Source organism: Aestuariibacter sp. GS-14 (genome assembly GCF_006494365.1).
GTDB lineage: Bacteria > Pseudomonadota > Gammaproteobacteria > Enterobacterales > Alteromonadaceae > Alteromonas > Alteromonas mangrovi.
This window is the reverse complement of the sequence record NZ_VHIP01000005.1, coordinates 191,677-208,179: the sequence shown is the minus strand read 5'-3', so window position 1 is coordinate 208,179 and position 16,503 is coordinate 191,677. Positions and strand designations below refer to the sequence as shown.

Here is a 16,503-nt window from a genome sequence, read left to right as displayed (position 1 = left end):
ACAATGGCGATTGGTCTAATCGGTCGTAAAGTGGGTATGACTCGCATCTTCACTGAAGATGGCACGTCGATCCCTGTGACTGTTATTGAAGCGACCCCAAACCGTGTTACTCAGTTACGCACTGAAGAAACCGACGGTTATCGCGCACTGCAAGTTACTGCAGGCACCAAAAAAGCGAACCGCGTAAACAAAGCTGCTGCAGGTCACTTTGCAAAAGCTGGCGTTGAAGCTGGTCGTGGTCTTTGGGAATTCCGCCTGGAAGATAACGAAGGTGCAGACATTGAAGTTGGCAGTGAAATCACTGTAGAAATTTTCAATGACACCAAAAGAATTGACGTAACTGGTACGTCTAAAGGTAAAGGTTTTGCTGGTGCTATTAAGCGTTGGAATTTTAATTCTCAACGTAATACACACGGTAACTCTTTGTCTCACCGTGCACCTGGTTCAATTGGTCAGAACCAAACTCCAGGTAAAGTATTCAAAGGCAAGAAAATGGCTGGTCAGCTTGGTAACAAGCAAGTGACTACTCAGTCTTTGGAAGTTGTACGTGTAGACGTAGAGAACAACCTGTTACTGGTTAAAGGTGCCGTACCTGGCGCAACTGGCGGCGACGTGATCGTTAAGCCAGCTGTTAAAGCGTAACGTCTGGGAGTTGAACTGATGGAATTAACATTGAAAGACGCGCAAAGCGCTCTTGAAGTATCCGAAGCGACCTTTGGACGTGAATTCAACGAAGCCCTGGTACACCAGGTAGTTGTTGCTTATGGTAACGCTGCTCGTCAGGGTTCTAAAGCGCAGAAGACACGTGCAGAAGTAAGCGGTGGTGGTAAGAAGCCATGGCGTCAAAAAGGTACTGGCCGTGCTCGTGCTGGTACAATCCGTAGCCCGATTTGGGTTGGCGGTGGCCGTGCATTTGCTGCTAAGCCTCGTAGCTTCGAACAAAAAGTAAACAAGAAAATGTATCGCGGCGCGATCAAGAGCATCCTGTCTGAACTGGTTCGCCAAGACCGTCTGGTTGTGGTTGAGAAGTTCGGTGTTGATACACCTAAGACTAAAGCTCTGCTTGCTAAGCTTAACGAACTGGAACTGAACGATGTATTAATCGTGACTCCAGAGGTTGAAGAAAACCTGTTCCTGGCGGCGCGCAACTTGTACAAAGTTGACGTACGTGACGTTGCAGGTATCGACCCGGTAAGCCTTATCGCGTTTGAAAAAGTGCTGATTACTGCTGAAGCAGTTAAACAGCTTGAGGAGGCGTTAGCATGAACGAAGAACGTCTACTGAAGGTGCTTCGTGCACCTCACGTTTCAGAAAAGTCTACTATGGCTGCTGAAGCGAACAACACTGTAGTATTCAAAGTAGCTAAAGACGCGAACAAAGCTGAAATCAAAGCAGCAGTTGAGAAACTGTTTGAAGTTGAGGTTGAAGGTGTTCGTACTGTAAACGTTAAGGGTAAAACCAAGCGTCACGGTATGTCTTTCGGTAAACGCAGCGACTGGAAAAAAGCCTACGTAGTGCTTAAAGAAGGTCAGGACATCGACTTTGTCGGTGGCGCTGAGTAAGCAGGGGATTAGAAATGCCATTATTGAAAGCTAAGCCAACTTCTGCCGGTCGTCGTCACGTTGTTCAGGTAGTTAACCCTGACCTGCACAAAGGTGCACCTTATGCACCTCTGTTAGAAAAGAACAGCAAAAACGGTGGCCGTAACAACAATGGTCGTATTACTGTTCGTCACATCGGTGGTGGTCACAAGCATCACTATCGTTTGGTTGACTTCAAACGTAATAAAGACGGCATTCCAGCGAAAGTTGAGCGTTTAGAATATGATCCTAACCGTTCTGCAAACATTGCTCTGGTACTGTATGCAGATGGTGAGCGTAAGTACATCCTGGCGCCTAAAGGCATCCAGGCTGGTGACGTCGTTCAATCTGGTTCAAACGCACCAATTAAAGCGGGTAACGCAATGCCTATGCGCAACATGCCAGTAGGTACTGTTGTTCACGCTATCGAAATGAAACCTGGCAAAGGTGCACAAATTGCACGTTCTGCCGGTGCTAACGCTCAGATCCTGGCACGCGACGGTAACTACGTTACTTTACGTCTGCGTTCTGGCGAAATGCGTAAAGTATTGTCTGATTGCCGCGCCACCATTGGTGAAGTAGGCAATGCAGAGCATATGCTGCGTTCACTGGGTAAAGCAGGTGCCAGCCGTTGGCGCGGTGTTCGTCCTACTGTTCGTGGTGTTGCCATGAACCCGGTAGACCACCCGCACGGTGGTGGTGAAGGTCGTACTTCTGGTGGCCGTCACCCAGTAACTCCTTGGGGTGTTCCTACTAAAGGTAAGAAAACCCGAAGCAACAAGCGTACTGATAAGCTTATCGTACGTCGTCGTAACAAGTAATAGCGAGGATTCACCATGCCACGTTCTCTCAAGAAAGGTCCTTTTATTGACCTGCACTTGTTGAAGAAGGTAGAGGCTGCAGTGGAAGCGAACGACCGTAAACCAATTAAAACTTGGTCACGTCGTTCGATGATCATCCCAGATATGATTGGGTTGACCATTGCGGTCCATAACGGTCGCCAACATGTACCTGTCATCGTAAGTGACGAAATGGTCGGCCACAAGTTGGGCGAATTTGCGCCAACGCGTACTTACCGCGGCCATGTCGCGGATAAGAAAGCTAAACGTTAAGGGGTAGGAAATGGAAGCATTAGCTAAACATCGCTTTGCCCGCACGTCGGCTCAAAAAGCACGCTTGGTTGCGGATCAAGTTCGCGGATTGCACGTTGAAAAAGCGCTTGAGCTTTTAACGTACAGCCCGAAGAAAAGCGCTGCGCTGATTAAGAAAGTATTAGAATCAGCCATCGCCAACGCAGAGCATAACGAAGGCGCAGACATTGATGAATTGCGCGTCGCTAAGATCTTCGTTGATGAAGGTCCAACGATGAAACGTATCAAGCCACGTGCCAAAGGCCGTGCTGATCGTATCTTTAAGCGTAGCAGTCACATCACCGTGGTTGTAGCGGATAACTAGGAGTAGATAATGGGACAGAAGGTACATCCTAATGGCATACGCCTGGGTATCAGCAAACCATGGACTTCTACCTGGTACGCTAATACTGCAGACTATGCAAATAACCTGTTTAATGATCATCAGGTACGTCAGTATCTGACTAAACAACTGAAAAACGCTTCACTGTCTAAGATCGTGATCGAGCGTCCTGCTAAGAGCATTCGTGTGACTATTCACACTGCTCGTCCAGGCGTAGTAATCGGTAAGAAAGGTGAAGACGTAGAAAAGCTGCGTAACTATGTGTCTAAGCTGGCCGGTGTGCCTGCTCAGATTAACATTGCAGAAGTACGTAAGCCTGAGTTGGATGCACAGCTAGTAGCTGACAGCATTTCCAGCCAGCTGGAACGTCGTGTTATGTTCCGTCGTGCTATGAAACGCGCAGTACAAAACGCAATGCGTCTCGGCGCCAAAGGTATCAAAGTTGAAGTTAGCGGCCGTTTGGGCGGTGCAGAGATTGCACGTTCTGAATGGTACCGTGAAGGTCGCGTACCTCTGCACACTTTCCGTGCGGACATCGATTACGCAACCTCTGAAGCGTCAACTACTTACGGTATCATCGGCGTTAAAGTATGGATCTTCAAAGGTGAAGTTCTAGGTGGTTTACCTACAACTCAAGAAGCAGCAGCTCCTGCCGCTCAACCTAAGAAGAAAGGCCGCAACGCGAAGCGAGAGGGCTAATCATGTTACAACCAAAACGCATGAAGTTCCGTAAGATGCACAAAGGCCGTAACCGTGGTTTAGCCACTGGTAACACGGTTGCTTTTGGTACTTACGGTCTAAAAGCGATTGGCCGTGGTCGTATGACTGCGCGTCAAATCGAAGCAGCGCGTCGTGCTATGACTCGTCACGTTAAGCGTCAAGGTAAAATCTGGATTCGGGTTTTCCCTGACAAGCCAATTACTGAGAAGCCTCTTGAAGTGCGTCAAGGTAAAGGTAAAGGTAACGTTGAGTACTGGGTATGCCAGATTCAACCGGGTCGCGTACTGTATGAGATGGAAGGTGTTCCTGAGTCTCTGGCACGCGAAGCGTTTGCATTGGCTGCGGCTAAACTGCCATTTAAAACAACCTTTGTAACTCGGACGGTGATGTAATGAAAGCAGCTGAACTGAAAGACAAAAGCGTAGAAGAGCTGAACGCAGAGTTGTTAAACCTGCTACGCGAACAGTTCAACTTACGCATGCAGCATTCAACTGGCCAGCTTGAAAAAACCGACCAGCTGAAGAAAGTGCGTCGTACCATCGCGCGTGTTAAAACCATTTTGACTCAAAAGGCTGATGCGTAATGTCTGAACAAAAAATTCGTACAGTACAAGGTCGTGTGGTTAGCAACAAAATGGATAAAACCATTACTGTTGCAGTAGAGCGTTTCGTAAAACACCCAATCTATGGGAAGTTCATCAAGCGTACTACTAAACTGCACGCTCACGACGAAAGCAACGTGTGCAACGAAGGCGATACAGTAACTGTACGCGAATGTGCACCAATCTCTAAGAGCAAAACTTGGGTATTGGTTGACGTTGTTGAGAAAGCTGGCGTTTAATCGCTGACTTTTGTCAAAGCTAAAAAAGGCCGCTCTTTGAGCGGCCTTTTTGTTTTTAGCGTTTACGAGATTGAGTCTCACGCATCACATTTCAAATTCATATTTTTTGCATGTCTGTATGTAATATAAATGCCATTACCTAAATAATACGTGTTTTATATATTGTTATCGAAAGTTTTTATTCATAACTCACTGATAAAAATTAAAAAACATAAATTATAATTTTGCATAAGATAAGTAATATGTGAGTGATTATAAGCTTTATACTGCTATTTATATTGTGTTTGGTATCCAAATTGGATTGGCTTTGTCTTTTGTATGGTTAAGTAAATGTAATTACATGGGGGTTACGTACTGATGAAATGTAACTTTATGATAATAAATATTTATTTGCTAATATAAACAGTATTTATGGATTGGTTCAAAAATAAACAGCTGTTCAATTTACTTATTTAGCTAAAGATGACTCTGGTAAGGATACTATCTGTTTAATTAAGCGGGAAATGAGGTAAATACAGTAGAAAGATTAGCCAGTGAAGACGTCACTGGCTATTGTAGAGATTAACTTGCTTTGAGAGTCGCCATGTCGATAACAAAGCGATACTTAACATCACCTTTTTTCATTCTTTCGTAAGCTGCGTTGATATCCTGCATATCAAGCATTTCAATGTCACAGGTAATATCGTGTTTTGCACAAAAATCCAACACTTCCTGTGTTTCAGCCAGTCCACCAATCAGAGAACCCATTACAGAGCGACGCTTTAACACCAGAGCAGCTGTGTTCAAGGCAGGTTCCAGCGGCGTAAGCTGACCCACTACGATGTGCACACCATTGTACTTCAGGCAATTTAAGTAAGGATTAAAATCATGCTCTACTGGAATGGTATCCAACAAATAATCGAACTGCTCACTTGCTGCCGCCATCTGAGATTCATCAGTTGAAATGATGACATGATCAGCGCCTTGGCTAATGGCTTCGTCCACTTTGCTAACAGAACGGGTGAAAATGGTCACTTCTGCACCCATTGCTTTCGCAAATTTCACGCCCATGTGACCCAAGCCACCCATACCAAGCACGCCCACTTTATCGCCCTTCTTCACACCCACGTGTTTCAAAGGCGAGTAGGTAGTAATGCCAGCACAAAGAATGGGGGCCGCAGCGGCAGGATCCAGGTTGTCCGGAATAGAGAGTACAAAAGACTCTTTTACAACAATGGCTTCGGAGTAGCCACCGTGATTCGGTGTACCGTCTAGGCGATCTACGCCACCATAGGTGCCGTGTAAACCTTCTGCGCAGAATTGCTCTTCGTCATGTTCGCATGCACCGCAATGACCACATGAATCAACCAGGCAACCCACACCTACGCGATCGCCTACTTTATATTTGGTTACATTCGGACCAATAGCCGTTACGGTACCCACAATTTCATGGCCTGGAACGATAGGGTAAGTTGTGCCGCCCCAATCGTTTTCTACTGTATGCAGGTCGGAATGACATACACCGCAGTAATCAATGGAAATTGCCACATCAGTATCCCGTAAAGCACGGCGTTCAATATTCAATGGATGAACCCCGGAATCTGGTGCCGTTGCACCATATGCTTTTACTGTCGTCATATTACCTCCTTCTTTGAGTTGATATATTTTGACCTAAATAAACAACCAATACAGGTACGATACTCTTCACTATTTGCACGATTCTACTTTTATCAAGCCGCTTACCAAGCGAAATGGATGGTTACCAGCACATTTACACCCAACCTTGATACCGCCCAATACAACATAGGATCACTTAAAGGTTAGAGACTGATAAATATCGGCGTATGCCAAAGTCATACTTTCAATAGAGAATTGGCGTTTTATATGTTCATATAACGCGAGGCCAGTTTGTCTGGTGAGGGAAGGGTTTTCTAAAGCTACACATATTTGTGAAGCAAGATCATTGGGGCTGTTTACCGGTACCAGAAAGCCTGTTTTGTGGTGTTGGATGATTTCTGGTATGCCGCCTGATGGGCAACTAATAACCGGTATTCCGCATGCGCCAGCTTGCAATAAAATTACACCGAGTCCTTCAGCATGTGCAGGATGAACCATTAGATCAATATTGGGTAACAGCCGAGGCACGTCATGTCGGAATCCACATAACCGAACATGTGATGCTAATCCTAGTGAAATAATACGCTCACGATAGGCGTCCAATTGCTTACCTTTGCCAAATAACAAACAGGTAACCTTTGGAAACTGATCCAATACTTGTGGCATAGCGTCAATTAAATCCTGCTGTCCTTTGCGTGGTATTAACTGGGCGAAATTAGCGATGACAGTATGGTCCAACGGAATATTGAATTCGGCATGAAATCGCGCTTTGTCGGGGACGCAGGCGTATTCCTTAAGATCCACAGCTGAATGAATTACATTCTGTAATTGACCCGATTTACATAACGGGGCAATTACGCGTTGAACGCCTTCAGAGATACTGATTACTGCTTTGAAAGGGGCATATTTAAATCGGTTTAATCGGTGTTCCGGATTATCTACTCGCCGAGTGCACACTGTGGGTATACCGGTTCGGATAGCTGCCATGGAACCCCACACATCCGCACCTCTGCGACTGTGAATATGAAGAACATCAGGTTGCAATACTCTTAGCAGTTTAACTAGCCGGAACACAAACGTTATATCCAGTTCCCCTGAATAAGGTAACGCATGTATAGCGCAACCAGGTAAATGCGCACTGGCTATTTCACTGCCTGCAGCACAAATAAGATGTTGTTCGAACCCCTCAAGATTAGCAAGCCCCTCAACCAAATACGTTACTTGTTTGGCACCGCCATACAAGTGTCTGCCTAACTCAACGTGACATATTTTCATGTACATTCCACTGTTTGACCTTCTCGAATACCCGTTCGGGAAGTAAATCTTTCATGCAATCAAAATGTTGGTTACAGCTAGGTCTTCGTTTACACGGTGAGCATGGCTTTGCTTCGAACAAAACCTGCGTGCGTGATGAATCGGTTTGTGTATACGGTATCGTTGAACCGAAAAGAGCGATTGTGTTGGTTAACAGTGCTGTACCCATGTGGGTTAAGCCAGTATCCACACCTATTAGGCCACGTGACAATAGGATAGCAGCCGCACTTTGTCGCATAGACAGTTCACCCGCCAGTACATAGCAATTGGCAATGCCGTTAACTAAATCTGCGGCAAGTAACCGCTCAGCGGGTCCCCCCAGCACCACAATCGATTTACCCTCAGAGGCTATTGAGGTAAGTAGTGCTTTCCAATGTTCAACTGGCCAGTGCTTTTGAGGACGGGTCGTAAACGGCGCAACTGCAATGTAATCTGTTGGAATAGAATGTTGTTGCAAGAGAGAATTAACGTAATCAATATCTTCAGGCAGGATACCCAGTGTCAGTGAGTAATCAGTTGCACCCAGCCATTGTCCGAGATGCCGGTATTCACTGCTGATCTGAGGAGAAAGAGGTTTAACTACGCTTTCGGTAAGCAGCCAGTGACTGCGCTCTTTACTTACAAAACCAATGCGTTGTTTGGCGCCACTTAACCAGGTAAAGAGTGCACTTTTAAGTAACCCCTGAGCGTCTATAGCGATATCAAATTGCTGTATACGCAGAGTGTTTATAAAACGGCGAATGGCGCTAAACAATTGCCAGTATTGGCGGCCTTTCCACAGTGAACGCCAGTGCTGTCTCGGCCATACAATAACGTTATCAATGGCAGGGTGGGTTTCTACCAGTGAAGCGTAGGGTGATTCAACCAACCAGGTTACGTTGGCGTCAGGAAATCGGGATTTTATGTTGGACGGCAGGCCTGAGGCCATTACAATGTCCCCCATTGAACTGAGTCGCACCAATAAAACCGAAGTTGTGGATGAGGGTGGCGAAATCATGGTTGCGGATACTGCCTGAAAATAACGATTCTCCTAATGCGATGGTTGAATAGTTAAGCAACCAAACACGACAATTTGATGACGCAAACAGAATATGACCGAACTCAATAAACCCTATCGCCCGACCTGGTATCAGGATGCCTTTCGCTGGTTCTATTCTTTTATACTGGTGCTGGTGATCCCGTTTGCGTTTATCAATTTAGTACTCCGGGGTTCGACGAGATCGAAAGATTACAATCGCCGGCGATTTGAGCGCTTTGGCTTCGTTGCACACGCACCTAAACAGCAGGGATATTTGTTTCATTGTGTGTCTGTAGGTGAAGTTGTGGCGGCCTCCTGTCTGATTAAGCGCATAATGCAGGAACAGCCTGACGTTCAGATTACCGTCACCACTACTACGCCAACCGGATCAGCAAGAGTCAGAGCTATATTTGGCGATGCGGTGCATCATTTCTATTTACCCTACGATTTACACATGGCGATGGCAGGTATGTTAAAGCGTATCAAGCCGAGCATGGTAATGATCACCGAGGTGGAATTGTGGCCCAATTTGATACATGCCTGTTGGAAACGCAACATCCCGGTTGTCGTTATTAACGCTCGAATGACAGATCGCTCTGCCCGTCGATATAAAAAATTCCCTGCTTTGTTTGAGCCAATGTTACATAAGCTATCCCACGTGTGTGCTCAGGGTGAACGGGACTTCAATAATTACCAGTTTCTGGGTATGGCTGGCGATAAATTAACGCTAACACAAAACATAAAATTTGATCAGGCTGCTGCATTAACATCATCCAAAGCCAATTTTTTGGAGCTTGAGCAGCAAAAGCGGCAAATTCTTATTGGCGGTAGCACGCATGATCCGGAAGAGTCAGTATTGCTTGATGCATATCGAGAGCTTAAAACCCAATATCCAAAGTTGTTGTTAATTCTGGTCCCGCGACATCCGGAGCGATTTGAGCTGGTTGCGAAAATGGTTGTTAAGAGCGGACTACAATTGTTGCGTAGTGCTGATTCTCCGACAATCAACGCGCAATGTGATGTCGTGCTGGTTAACGAAATGGGGCGTTTAAATGCAGCCTACGATGTAGCGGATATCGCCTTTGTGGGCGGCAGTATTGCCGAGCGGGGCGGCCATAACGCTCTGGAGCCTGCGGCGAAGAAATTGCCGATTCTGATGGGCATGAGCACGCATAATAATCCGGAAATATGTAGCAAGCTGGTTGAAGCTGGTGCACTCACTCTGATTGAAGATGGATTCGGGTTACAGGCAAAAATAAAGCATTGGTTGGATGATCCTGAATCAGCACATCGCGCGGGCATGGCTGGCTTTCATGAGCTCGTTAGAAATAGCGGCGCACTGGACAAAACCCTTAACGTTGTCAATTCGCTACAGAGGTAAGATTTTTTCCTTACCTGAATAAGACCCGAGTGATCAAATAATAGTCACCAAAATTGGGCGTGAATGTCGGTGCACGCCCTGTTTTGGGTAAAATTGTATAATATAAAATGTTTTACCTTACGTAGTTTATTTGTAAGCTTTTGAAATTTAATGTAAATTGATTTTATGGCATGTTGGCCCATGTATTGCTATCAACAGTCGACGTTGTAATTGAGTAAATCAAAAACACTAACGGTTGCACCTAACGCACCACTTAATTGCTCGTTTTTTCCAGGGAGAGGCACCCTGTCGCAAGACAGGGTGCTATTCTTAACTACTTCTCCTGGGTAATCGCCGCTACTTCTTCCTTCGGCAAAGCCTCCGGCTCCACCAGACTAATAAGCTTCCATCCTGCTCTAGGACTCATTTCATTCGAACTTAACATAACGTGTAATCGCTTGTTTTCATCAACGGCAATTAACGGTGTAGCCTTATCTGAATACTTGCGCAGGTAATCCTGATAAGTAAATTCTGGCGTGATGGACGTGGTTTTTATCTTTCCGCCGCGACTGACTGTGCTGGCCAGATAGCCATAGGTAACGCCTTCGCCGAATAGCGATAGTTTTTTCGCGTAATCTTCCGACACCTGATGGCTTGGTCTGGTGCTGATTAAATTATTGGTTAGTCCCCACACTTTGTTTTCGCCAAGAGAGTGCTCAAAATGATAAGACACCAGCGGATTTAACTGTTTGTAAGGCGACAAGATCAGCACAGTACCTATGCTGCTCAAATCCAGATGCAATGACGCATGTTCCGATATGGGATTGCCAAAATACACCGGAATATCCTGCATCCGTGCTTCACGAATGGCATCCCAGTTGGTGTCGGCTACTCTCACTGGTACTTTGTGCTTGATAAGTTCCGAGGCCAGCAGGCGGCTAAAGTGACTTGCACCAAATAACAGGAAGCCATTGGGTACAGGCGCTCTTACGCCCAGAAAACCTGCCACCGCTTTGGCCGTAAGTCCTTGTAATACAACGGTAGTAATAATGACTAAAAAGACTAACGGTACAATAACTTCTACGCCGTCGTAACCGAGCGCTTCTAGTTTCAGTGAGAATAAAGCAGACACTGCTGCGGCAACAATGCCACGTGGCGCTATCCAGCTGAGTAGTGCCAGCTCACGCCAGGTTAAACCAGTGCCATAAGAAGAAATAAACACCGACAAAGGGCGGGCAATAAAAATGATCGAAACCAGTACGATGGCTGCCGCCCAGCCCACCTGTGCAATGGCACCCAGGTCGAGACGCGTCGCCAGTAAAATGAACAACCCGGAAATTAGCAGTACACTGAGTGTTTCTTTGAATTCAAGAATATCAGCTACGTCAACATCGCGCATATTGGCTAGCATAATGCCCGCAATGGTAACGGTTAACAGGCCGGATTCGTGGGCAACAAAGTTGGAACCGGCGAAAGCGCCTAATATTATGGTTAACACCGCTGTATTGCGTAAGTAGTGCGGTACCCAATGATTACGCAATGTAATGCCAAGAAAGTAGCCTACCGCCAGGCCCGTTACCAAACCTACGGCAATTGTTTTGCTAAAGGCAAAAATGGTATGCGACATCGCACCCTGAGCCGAAATAATGTACTCATATACAATTACAGCCAGCAGGGCGCCGATGGGATCTATGATGATTCCTTCCCAGCGAAGAATATTACCAATATTGGCTTTAGGGCGAACGGTGCGCAGCATTGGTACTATTACAGTGGGTCCTGTTACCGTTACTATGGCACCAAAAAGAGCTGATAGCTGCCAGGTTACCTGTAGCGCAAAATGCGCTACCACAGTGGCAATTACCCAGGTAACTAACACACCAATAGAACACAGGTTTCTTACCATGTTTCCGTGTCCGGCGATGTCCTGATATTTCAGGGTAAGCGCGCCCTCAAACAGTATGATGGCAACTGAGAGCGACACTACCGGAAACAACAGGTCACCGAATAAATTGTCCGCATTCAATACACCAAACACCGGCCCAACCAGAATACCAATAACCAGTAATGGCAATATAGCGGGCAAACGGATGCGGTAGGCAAAGTACTGACAACCAATGGAAAGTAAACCAACGGTAACCAGAGCTAAAGTGGGATCTGTCACAACATATTCCTATCATTACTATTCACAGCACACCGCGAATCAGGCTTCGCTTCACCGTGTAGCTGCGGTAAACCTATTAGGTAAAATTACCGTCACAATACCGAAAATACGTCTGTTAGCATAGCAGTAATAGTGTCAGCTAATTTTACACTGCCGTTATAGGGCTGTGATCACCAAACTGCTAACCTAATGATCTTCAGCCTTTTTTATAAGTGGAATGTTTTTTGCATTTTTCTTTGATTAACAAAGCATTATCGCGGTGGTAGTAGACATGAAAAAATTAATCAGCCGACGTTTCAAAGCGATACTTTGCGTGCTTGTGGTTGTTTTGGCAGGGATGTCAGTACCGGCACAGGCTGGCATTGTAAAAACTGACATTGTTATGATTGTTGATGAAAGTGGCTCCATGAGCAACATTCATTCTAACCTGGGCAACAGTATTGGTTTGTTTGCCAGTATTTTGCAAGCAGGCGGACTCGATGCGCAGTTTGCCCTGATTGGTTATGGTTTTGCTGGCGATAGCATTCGTTTATTAACCGACTTTGTTGACGCTACCACCTTCGCAGGTTTCACCAATGATTTGTATTCCATTGGCTCTAATGAACCTGCTTATGATGCAACGGCATACGCGCTGGATGCATTGGCGTCCGAGAGTGCGGGGCTAACCTACCGCGATGACGCAGTAAAAAACCTGATTTTGTTTGCAGACGAAGCCAGTAACAGCGATACCGAATACGACGCAGCGTCACTGGATGCATTACTGCAGCAAAGCTCGGCGTTATTTAACGTAGTACTTGGTGGCGACTTTACTGATTTGTTAACCCTTGCTGCTAATAACGGTGGTCATGGATTTGATCTGGAAGAACTGAATACCTCAGACACTAATGCATTAACGGCGTTTGTGACTAACTTTGCAGAGGTGAAGCTCCAGGAAACGCTGGATTATTGTGTGGCAAATCCAAATGACCCCGCGTGTAGTGGTGGCTCTGATCCGGTGCCCGCGCCATTCGGGCTAGGATTAATGATTCTGGCATTAGCTGTTATGCGGATACGTAAATAATCCAAATAAATACGTCTTACGTATTTTACATAGGTAATTAACTGGTTCGGTGTTGTAAACGGACTCAAACTAACGTTGATAGCGTAATACATTGGAATGTTAAACGTCGAATTAAAGCGAAAATACCGTTTGCAGTGGGTGGGGGCGAGCCGCTATGCTTGACCGCTTTCACACGCCTGTTCGTACGGAGTTTTCTAAGTTGTCGCGTCGCATGTCCCGCTCGTTTGCGCTGTTTGTTTTATTGTTTCCCATGGCTTGCAGTACCACCACTACCGCCAATTCAGGTCAGTTAACGGTTATAGCAGAACATGGCCTGATGGCGGAGTTAGGTGAGACCTCAGGGTTAATTTGTAGCGCTGATGCGCAGTACACAATTGCCGATTCGGGTAATAGCCCTACTTTGTATCGCATTGATGATGACGGTGTGATTATTGAAAGCGTTGACGTTGCCAACAAGAATCACGATTGGGAGTCAGTTACCGCGGATGATAAGTACTTTTACATCGGCGATTTTGGTAATAACGCAGGTAAACGCAAAGAATTACTTATTCACAAAGTAAATCGGGGTGATTTAACCCATGACTCCCTAATAACGTTCACCTACGATAATTACGACCCCAAGAACAACCAGTTATATGCTCACGACTTTGATGCAGAGGCCATGGTTGCGCGTAGCGACAAATTGGTACTGTTTTCAAAAAGCTGGCTCACCAAAACGCTGCATGTTTACCATTTGGATAAACAGGCAGCAGAGCAGCAAATTGCGCCGGTAATTGCTATTGAAGGTCTGCCCGGTATCGTAACCGGGGCCGATTGGGATCCGTTTCACAATCGTTATGTAGTAGTGGGATACAACAGCAGTGCTTTTGGTATTGTTGATCCATTTATCGCGTTTTTATCTGAAGATTACAACCTGATGGACAGTTTTACGTTAACTGGTTACGGACAGGTTGAAGGGTTGTGCGTAAAAAGTGAAGACGAGATCTGGCTTACCCAGGAGAACTCGCCATTCAGCATTGCCAAGCTTATTAAAATCAAGATAGCGTCGCTGGCAAAGAGCGAAGCTCAATAACGCCGAGAGATGCTGGTGGTACGCGCACTTACCACCAGCATCAACGTGTGTTTAAATTTGCTGTTAGTTCAGCACACCCAATGCAGTTTCAATTCCGGGATCCACAGTATTGTCTCGGTCTTCGCGAGAAAAATACGGCACCTCGATATCCACCGGGATCCCACTTCCTTCGTACCACTCATCGTTAGCAGACAGATACACTTCGTTAGACAAGCCCAGTGTGTGCCCGCCAGGTAGTACCCATTCGAGAATATCGGAGAATATACCTTGTGTGGCAGTACCAATAATGGTGACTTGCCCATGCGGCTGCATTGCGAGAGTGAATACTTCTGCTGCGGAAGCCGTATCTGCGCTTACCAATAGTGCTAACGGCTTGTTGGTATAACTAACGTGTGATGATGGTTCAATTAACGCTTGTTGTGTTTGCGTTACACTGTTGCCGTCGCGGGCGTACTTCTGATAACCCAAATATTCTGTATCGGTGAAGCGGCTGGCAATAGCCAGACTAATATAATCATTCCCGCCGCCGTTTGCGCGAATGTCGATAATCAGGCCGTTTGTGTTACTTAACTCCGAGAGGGCCTGATCGATGGCAATGTTCAGGTTGTTTAATGCAGACGTCGTGTGTGCCAAGTCGTCCTCGTCGTCCGATACCGAACTGTAACCCGTCATAGATTCGATACGCAAATAGCCAATGTCATCAATACGGAACCAGGTGATCTGTTCAGTGCTATCCTGTTCAACGTCACTGGTTGCATATTTCAGTACAATGGCCTGCTCGGTGTGCAATGCATTGTCCAGATACGCTTCTATGGCGGCAATCCTGCTTGCCGTCATTTCGTTGGCTCTGAGAGGGTAATGCAGGTTGTGGTTAAGCGCATATTCCTCAATTAAATCCATGGTGTGTGTTTGTTTACCCAGCACTTTGATCAGGGTACCGTCTGCCGCTTTAAATGAGTTGTGCCCATCCTGCAGTGCGGTAAATGTGTTATACACAGATTCATAGAGCGTATTGATGTCAGTGGTAACCGTTAAACTCTGGTTATAGGCGAGTTGAGGCCAATCAATGCCCATACGCTCAAAATCAACGTAATATTCCTGCATGATCTGAGTATACAGCGCAAATAAGTCCTGGTTACTCAGTGTCGATTCGGCGGTTAACACATTATCCTCGCAGGCTGCTGGCAGACTACTCTCTTTATTGAGCGTACGTGGCGGCGCGCCAAAAGTGTCGGTTCCATAGCCTGCGGTCCAAATCAGTGATGATTCGTCGCTACTCAGTGCTACGCTTCGGTTTAATTCCGCCGTGGTTAATCCATTAAAGCTTGCTTGTAAAACGCAGTAATCACTGGAGAACTTATAGTAGTTTACGCTGTTGCTTTTCACTTGCAGCGCATCGGCATAGCCACTGGCTACCCACACGCCCTGATAAGCCGTGTCGATGGTTGCTCCGCCTGGGTTGCCACCGTTGTGTTGATTTACCTGTTCTTTGCCGTTGTTACTGCCACAAGCGGTGAGTAACAATACACTCAATACCGCACAGGCGATGGGAGTGATGCTTCGCATAATAGACCTCCGTGTTTAAGCCTATAAATAAAAATCAAGATGGATGTGTTCCTGAACCGTCAGGGCCCGGTAACATGGGTAGTAATGGCTACCGGTGAATCAATGCCTCAGCAGGAATGATTGAAGTGTGCAATGCGGCGGGTGAAACAAGGGTCAAAAAACCAGTAGGAATAAAAGTGTTGCGTTTATGCGGTAACAACCTGCAGTGCGGGCCACTTTACCAGCCACTGCTTTTGCTCAACTCTGGAAAGAAAAACGGACATCTCGCGCGCAGGATTCCAGGTGATATGTTTTGCAAACAGCGATTCAAAACCAAATCCGGAAATAAAGGTGAATTGGCCGTTGTGCAGTTGCACGGCAACCGCGGTTTCCTTTTCCGGCCAATGCCGCATGGCGTCAATTACACTGGTGTAAGGCCTGTCGTTATTGCGGATATGCATTGTGGCCTGATTCTTAACCTGCCAGCCAATGCCAGGCATTAACGCTTCAAGTTGAGTCTCATAACCCCGGCAATTCGACGGGCAACAATGGTGGTTGTCAAAGTAAATCACATCCACATCATTCAGTGGTGTCATTGAACTAACGGCGTGTATGTGATCCCAAACCAGATTCCGCAAGAAACCGGCAGCAATAAACGCAGATGACAACTGAAGTTGCGCCACTGCTTGCAATGCTTTCATCCTGAGCGGGTCGGCGTTGATTAGCCTGGTCATGATGGCCTGGTATTGCAAATCCGCCATTGG

The 16,503-nt window shown here is 46.3% G+C and carries 19 protein-coding genes; 13 read left to right on the top strand and 6 right to left on the bottom strand.

Annotated elements, in window-relative coordinates:
• The first annotated feature begins 3 nt into the window (after positions 1–3).
• Genes rplC through rpsQ form a run of 10 tightly spaced genes read left to right on the top strand, consistent with a single transcriptional unit; the run spans position 4 to position 4,613 of the window.
• Positions 4–642, top strand: coding sequence for a 50S ribosomal protein L3 (gene rplC, locus FJ444_RS10545; protein ID WP_140958248.1), 639 nt, complete (start codon positions 4–6; stop codon positions 640–642).
• Between the two features lie 18 nt (positions 643–660).
• Positions 661–1,266 carry a 50S ribosomal protein L4 gene (rplD, locus tag FJ444_RS10540; RefSeq protein ID WP_140958247.1) on the top strand — a complete coding sequence of 202 codons (606 nt, stop codon included), beginning with the start codon at positions 661–663 and terminating at the stop codon, positions 1,264–1,266.
• The gene (rplW, locus tag FJ444_RS10535) at positions 1,263–1,562 is read left to right on the top strand and encodes a 50S ribosomal protein L23 (RefSeq protein ID WP_073324251.1); all 300 of its coding nucleotides are present in this window, start codon (positions 1,263–1,265) and stop codon (positions 1,560–1,562) included. The genes rplD and rplW overlap by 4 nt, the downstream gene beginning before the upstream one ends.
• Positions 1,563–1,576: 14 nt before the next feature.
• Positions 1,577–2,401, top strand: a complete 825-nt coding sequence (rplB, locus tag FJ444_RS10530) for a 50S ribosomal protein L2 (protein ID WP_140958246.1) — start codon at positions 1,577–1,579, stop codon at positions 2,399–2,401.
• A 15-nt stretch (positions 2,402–2,416) separates the two neighbouring features.
• Complete coding sequence (gene rpsS / locus FJ444_RS10525) at positions 2,417–2,692, top strand: 30S ribosomal protein S19 (RefSeq protein WP_119499832.1); 276 nt, start codon at positions 2,417–2,419, stop codon at positions 2,690–2,692.
• Between the two features lie 10 nt (positions 2,693–2,702).
• Positions 2,703–3,035, top strand: coding sequence for a 50S ribosomal protein L22 (gene rplV / locus FJ444_RS10520; protein ID WP_140958245.1), 333 nt, complete (start codon positions 2,703–2,705; stop codon positions 3,033–3,035).
• Positions 3,036–3,044: 9 nt separating this feature from the next.
• Entirely contained in the window at positions 3,045–3,752 is a 708-nt protein-coding gene (rpsC, locus tag FJ444_RS10515; RefSeq protein ID WP_140958244.1) for a 30S ribosomal protein S3, read from the top strand.
• Positions 3,753–3,754: 2 nt separating this feature from the next.
• On the top strand, positions 3,755–4,165 hold the full coding sequence (gene rplP / locus FJ444_RS10510) for a 50S ribosomal protein L16 (protein ID WP_140958243.1): 411 nt from the start codon (positions 3,755–3,757) through the stop codon (positions 4,163–4,165).
• Complete coding sequence (gene rpmC / locus FJ444_RS10505) at positions 4,165–4,356, top strand: 50S ribosomal protein L29 (protein WP_140958242.1); 192 nt, start codon at positions 4,165–4,167, stop codon at positions 4,354–4,356. The genes rplP and rpmC overlap by 1 nt, the downstream gene beginning before the upstream one ends.
• Positions 4,356–4,613, top strand: a complete 258-nt coding sequence (gene rpsQ, locus FJ444_RS10500) for a 30S ribosomal protein S17 (protein ID WP_140958241.1) — start codon at positions 4,356–4,358, stop codon at positions 4,611–4,613. Before rpmC ends, rpsQ begins: the two co-directional genes overlap by 1 nt.
• Before the next feature lie 561 nt (positions 4,614–5,174).
• Here the strand turns inward: rpsQ and FJ444_RS10495 are convergent.
• The 3 genes from FJ444_RS10495 to FJ444_RS10485 form a co-directional block, all read right to left on the bottom strand.
• Positions 5,175–6,230 carry an NAD(P)-dependent alcohol dehydrogenase gene (locus FJ444_RS10495; RefSeq protein WP_140958240.1) on the bottom strand — a complete coding sequence of 352 codons (1,056 nt, stop codon included), beginning with the start codon at positions 6,228–6,230 and terminating at the stop codon, positions 5,175–5,177.
• A 171-nt stretch (positions 6,231–6,401) separates the two neighbouring features.
• A complete protein-coding gene (locus FJ444_RS10490) occupies positions 6,402–7,484 on the bottom strand; it encodes a glycosyltransferase (RefSeq protein ID WP_255439123.1) in 1,083 nt (360 codons plus the stop codon).
• On the bottom strand, positions 7,465–8,451 hold the full coding sequence (locus tag FJ444_RS10485) for a glycosyltransferase family 9 protein (protein ID WP_255439121.1): 987 nt from the start codon (positions 8,449–8,451) through the stop codon (positions 7,465–7,467). The genes FJ444_RS10490 and FJ444_RS10485 overlap by 20 nt, the downstream gene beginning before the upstream one ends.
• A 163-nt stretch (positions 8,452–8,614) precedes the next feature.
• On the opposite strand from FJ444_RS10485, the gene waaA reads away from it, so the two are divergent.
• Positions 8,615–9,922, top strand: a complete 1,308-nt coding sequence (gene waaA / locus FJ444_RS10480; RefSeq protein ID WP_140958238.1) for a lipid IV(A) 3-deoxy-D-manno-octulosonic acid transferase — start codon at positions 8,615–8,617, stop codon at positions 9,920–9,922.
• Positions 9,923–10,235: 313 nt separating this feature from the next.
• Here the strand turns inward: waaA and FJ444_RS10475 are convergent, their stop codons facing one another.
• The gene (locus FJ444_RS10475) at positions 10,236–12,062 is read right to left on the bottom strand and encodes a sodium:proton antiporter (protein WP_140958237.1); all 1,827 of its coding nucleotides are present in this window, start codon (positions 12,060–12,062) and stop codon (positions 10,236–10,238) included.
• A 271-nt stretch (positions 12,063–12,333) separates the two neighbouring features.
• Here FJ444_RS10475 and FJ444_RS10470 point away from each other — a divergent pair, with 271 nt between their 5' ends.
• Together FJ444_RS10470 and FJ444_RS10465 are read left to right on the top strand one after the other, a co-directional pair.
• Entirely contained in the window at positions 12,334–13,122 is a 789-nt protein-coding gene (locus FJ444_RS10470; RefSeq protein ID WP_140958236.1) for a vWA domain-containing protein, read from the top strand.
• Between the two features lie 154 nt (positions 13,123–13,276).
• On the top strand, positions 13,277–14,194 hold the full coding sequence (locus FJ444_RS10465; protein WP_140958235.1) for a hypothetical protein: 918 nt from the start codon (positions 13,277–13,279) through the stop codon (positions 14,192–14,194).
• 63 nt (positions 14,195–14,257) lie between these two features.
• Here the strand turns inward: FJ444_RS10465 and FJ444_RS10460 are convergent, their stop codons facing one another.
• Complete coding sequence (locus FJ444_RS10460) at positions 14,258–15,760, bottom strand: S41 family peptidase (protein ID WP_140958234.1); 1,503 nt, start codon at positions 15,758–15,760, stop codon at positions 14,258–14,260.
• A gap of 185 nt (positions 15,761–15,945) precedes the next feature.
• Positions 15,946–16,500, bottom strand: a complete 555-nt coding sequence (locus FJ444_RS10455; protein WP_219993892.1) for a nucleotidyltransferase family protein — start codon at positions 16,498–16,500, stop codon at positions 15,946–15,948.
• Positions 16,501–16,503 lie beyond the last annotated feature (3 nt).

What these genes read in the sequence shown, in the direction of transcription:
- FJ444_RS10490 (WP_255439123.1), bottom strand. Translation starts at nt 7,484, where the DNA reads ATGAAAATATGTCACGTTGAGTTAGGCAGACACTTGTATGGCGGTGCC.
- FJ444_RS10460 (WP_140958234.1), bottom strand. Translation starts at nt 15,760, where the DNA reads ATGCGAAGCATCACTCCCATCGCCTGTGCGGTATTGAGTGTATTGTTA.
- rplV (WP_140958245.1), top strand. Translation starts at nt 2,703, where the DNA reads ATGGAAGCATTAGCTAAACATCGCTTTGCCCGCACGTCGGCTCAAAAA.
- FJ444_RS10470 (WP_140958236.1), top strand. Translation starts at nt 12,334, where the DNA reads ATGAAAAAATTAATCAGCCGACGTTTCAAAGCGATACTTTGCGTGCTT.
- rplP (WP_140958243.1), top strand. Translation starts at nt 3,755, where the DNA reads ATGTTACAACCAAAACGCATGAAGTTCCGTAAGATGCACAAAGGCCGT.
- rplB (WP_140958246.1), top strand. Translation starts at nt 1,577, where the DNA reads ATGCCATTATTGAAAGCTAAGCCAACTTCTGCCGGTCGTCGTCACGTT.
- waaA (WP_140958238.1), top strand. Translation starts at nt 8,615, where the DNA reads ATGACCGAACTCAATAAACCCTATCGCCCGACCTGGTATCAGGATGCC.
- FJ444_RS10455 (WP_219993892.1), bottom strand. Translation starts at nt 16,500, where the DNA reads ATGGCGGATTTGCAATACCAGGCCATCATGACCAGGCTAATCAACGCC.
- rpsS (WP_119499832.1), top strand. Translation starts at nt 2,417, where the DNA reads ATGCCACGTTCTCTCAAGAAAGGTCCTTTTATTGACCTGCACTTGTTG.
- FJ444_RS10495 (WP_140958240.1), bottom strand. Translation starts at nt 6,230, where the DNA reads ATGACGACAGTAAAAGCATATGGTGCAACGGCACCAGATTCCGGGGTT.
- rpsQ (WP_140958241.1), top strand. Translation starts at nt 4,356, where the DNA reads ATGTCTGAACAAAAAATTCGTACAGTACAAGGTCGTGTGGTTAGCAAC.
- rpsC (WP_140958244.1), top strand. Translation starts at nt 3,045, where the DNA reads ATGGGACAGAAGGTACATCCTAATGGCATACGCCTGGGTATCAGCAAA.
- rplW (WP_073324251.1), top strand. Translation starts at nt 1,263, where the DNA reads ATGAACGAAGAACGTCTACTGAAGGTGCTTCGTGCACCTCACGTTTCA.
- rpmC (WP_140958242.1), top strand. Translation starts at nt 4,165, where the DNA reads ATGAAAGCAGCTGAACTGAAAGACAAAAGCGTAGAAGAGCTGAACGCA.
- rplD (WP_140958247.1), top strand. Translation starts at nt 661, where the DNA reads ATGGAATTAACATTGAAAGACGCGCAAAGCGCTCTTGAAGTATCCGAA.
- FJ444_RS10465 (WP_140958235.1), top strand. Translation starts at nt 13,277, where the DNA reads ATGCTTGACCGCTTTCACACGCCTGTTCGTACGGAGTTTTCTAAGTTG.
- rplC (WP_140958248.1), top strand. Translation starts at nt 4, where the DNA reads ATGGCGATTGGTCTAATCGGTCGTAAAGTGGGTATGACTCGCATCTTC.
- FJ444_RS10485 (WP_255439121.1), bottom strand. Translation starts at nt 8,451, where the DNA reads ATGGCCTCAGGCCTGCCGTCCAACATAAAATCCCGATTTCCTGACGCC.